Here is a 2,054-nt window from a genome sequence, read left to right as displayed (position 1 = left end):
GCCCGGTTTCGGTCTTCGTTCTCCGGAGATTTGTCGTGCGCATTGATGTACGGCAGCCGGCCGACTACTCGGTGCTGGCCCGCGCAAACGTCGCGAACCGTCGCCCACCGGTCTAGCACTGCAGTGTATTCCGCCCGCTTGAAGGAGACGTCGTTGCTCATCGGGCGTATCCCATTTTGATAGCGGTGACCGGTTTGATGATCGGGTACTCGCGGTGGATGAAGTAGCCGCCGGCGTCGTTTGCGTGATCGATGCCAGCGGTCTTGTCTGGCTCCCCGTTCGAGCCCCACACCTGCTGCTCCAGGCCATCGGCGTAGGTCGGGCAAGTGAACGAGTTGATCAGGTAGCGGCGCTCGCCCTGCGCATTGCAGAAGACGGCGTTCATTGCGTTGATTCGGTCCTTCACCGGCGGGTTTGCTGCTGGAGCTATGACCGCGAACCCGGCCTGCTTGAGCATGGCCAGGTCGGTGATACTGGCGTTCACAGACTTGCGCGAATCGCCCGAGGCATCCGGGTAGATCCTGATCTCGCACGTCTTCTTGAAGTCGTTGCCGTCGTGCTGCCAGTAGCGCTCTTTGATGCGGCGGATCATGTCGGGCGTGTCGTAGCCGTCGATCAACTCATCCACGGCCCTGGGCAACCCCTGGTCGCGCTTAACATGGGTAATCGCCGCCATCTTGCCGACGTTGAAGTCCATCCCGATGAACAATGGCTCACCAGGCTGCACGGTGTCGAAGCATCCGTTGAGCTTACGGTCGTAGGCGGTGTAGATCGTGCCGGACGTCAGGTTGACGAACTGGCCTTTGAGGTACGCCATGATCAGCTGCGGCGGATACGACTCCATCAGGGAGGCGATGTAGTCATCCGGAAGATTGAGCTCGTTGTCGAAGGTGCTGGCCTGCACCAGGCCGTACATCTCCTTGAGCGACGGCTTGTCGCGCAGCTGCTTCACGAACTGCAGGAAGACGAACTTGAAGCCTTCCGGCGTCGTGGTGACATCCACCCCGTTCTTCAGCCCGGGCAAGTTGTAACGCATCCGGGCAATGATCTTGCGCCAAGCCTGCTGCGCCTTGACGGCAGTAAGCACGTCCAGCTCATCCACCAGGGCATGGCCAATCTTGAAGCCGACAATCGTCTGCGGCTTCTCCATCGAACGGCAAATCACAGTGCCGCGGTACTGCCGGCCGCTGTAGATGTGAACTTCGTGGTTCGCCTGGTTGATCTTGGTCTTCAGCCCCCAGTCGTAGGCCACCTCATCCATGGTCGGATAGAAGATGTCCCGGATTTGCGGGTAGGTCGGTGCGAAGTAGCCAGCGTTGACGCCGGGCCACTCCATGAAGTGCTTGCTCAGTGCCGAGCAGCCCACCCAGGTCTTGCCCGAGCCGAACCCGGCAACGAACGCACGAAACTTGTGGGGCAGTGTGAGGAACTGAGCCTGCGGAACGTTAAGGCTCGGCATTCGGCTTCCTCGCATCCACCACGTCGACCTGAATGCGGGTCGGGATCACCGGTTCATCGCCAGCCTCTTCTTTCCGTGCCCGGTTGACGTAGATGTCACCGGTTTCTTTCGCGGCCTGTTCGAGGATCTGCATGGCCAAGCCGATGTTCTTCATCGTCTCGGCCTTCTCCACAAAGCGGTTCATGGCGCGGAGGCGGAAGGCGCGGTTGGCGATCGGGATGTCAGCCGTCTCTTCGCGGAACCGCTTGCGGGTATCGTGGAACAGGGTCACCCATTTCTTTGCCAGGTCTCTCCCGGCGCGCTTGGTCGGGTCTTGGGCCTCGCACTGCTGACGTGTCACCTCAATGCCGAATTCTTCTCGGACGGCTGCTGCAACTTGGGACGGTGTGTCGAAGCACGCCAAGGCCTGAACCATGAAGCCTTTCACCTCACTGCTCAGGGCTGCCATAGGGTAAATTCCGTCTTAGGTCTGTCAGGGGTCAGGCCGATCTGAGCAGACAGGTTCCGCAGGCCCTCGCAATGTTCAATTTCCCCACCTCAGTAGGACTGTTTGCTGCATCCACCAATGCTTGAACGTCAGTGCTCGCACCATAGC

Annotated in this window: 2 protein-coding genes; both read right to left on the bottom strand. The window is 60.0% G+C overall.

Translation table 11 applies throughout. The features are described 5' to 3' along the window. Positions 1–157: 157 nt before the first annotated feature. The gene (locus HX801_RS31225; RefSeq protein WP_177023395.1) at positions 158–1,459 is read right to left on the bottom strand and encodes a terminase large subunit domain-containing protein; all 1,302 of its coding nucleotides are present in this window, start codon (positions 1,457–1,459) and stop codon (positions 158–160) included. Then, positions 1,446–1,907, bottom strand: coding sequence for a DUF2280 domain-containing protein (locus HX801_RS31220; protein ID WP_177023394.1), 462 nt, complete (start codon positions 1,905–1,907; stop codon positions 1,446–1,448). The genes HX801_RS31225 and HX801_RS31220 overlap by 14 nt, the downstream gene beginning before the upstream one ends. Positions 1,908–2,054 lie beyond the last annotated feature (147 nt).

The sequence above is a fragment of the Pseudomonas sp. G1002 genome (genome assembly GCF_013385455.1).
Lineage (GTDB): Bacteria > Pseudomonadota > Gammaproteobacteria > Pseudomonadales > Pseudomonadaceae > Aquipseudomonas.
Note: the sequence above shows the minus strand (reverse complement) of the source record. Positions and strands in the feature narration are given on the sequence as shown.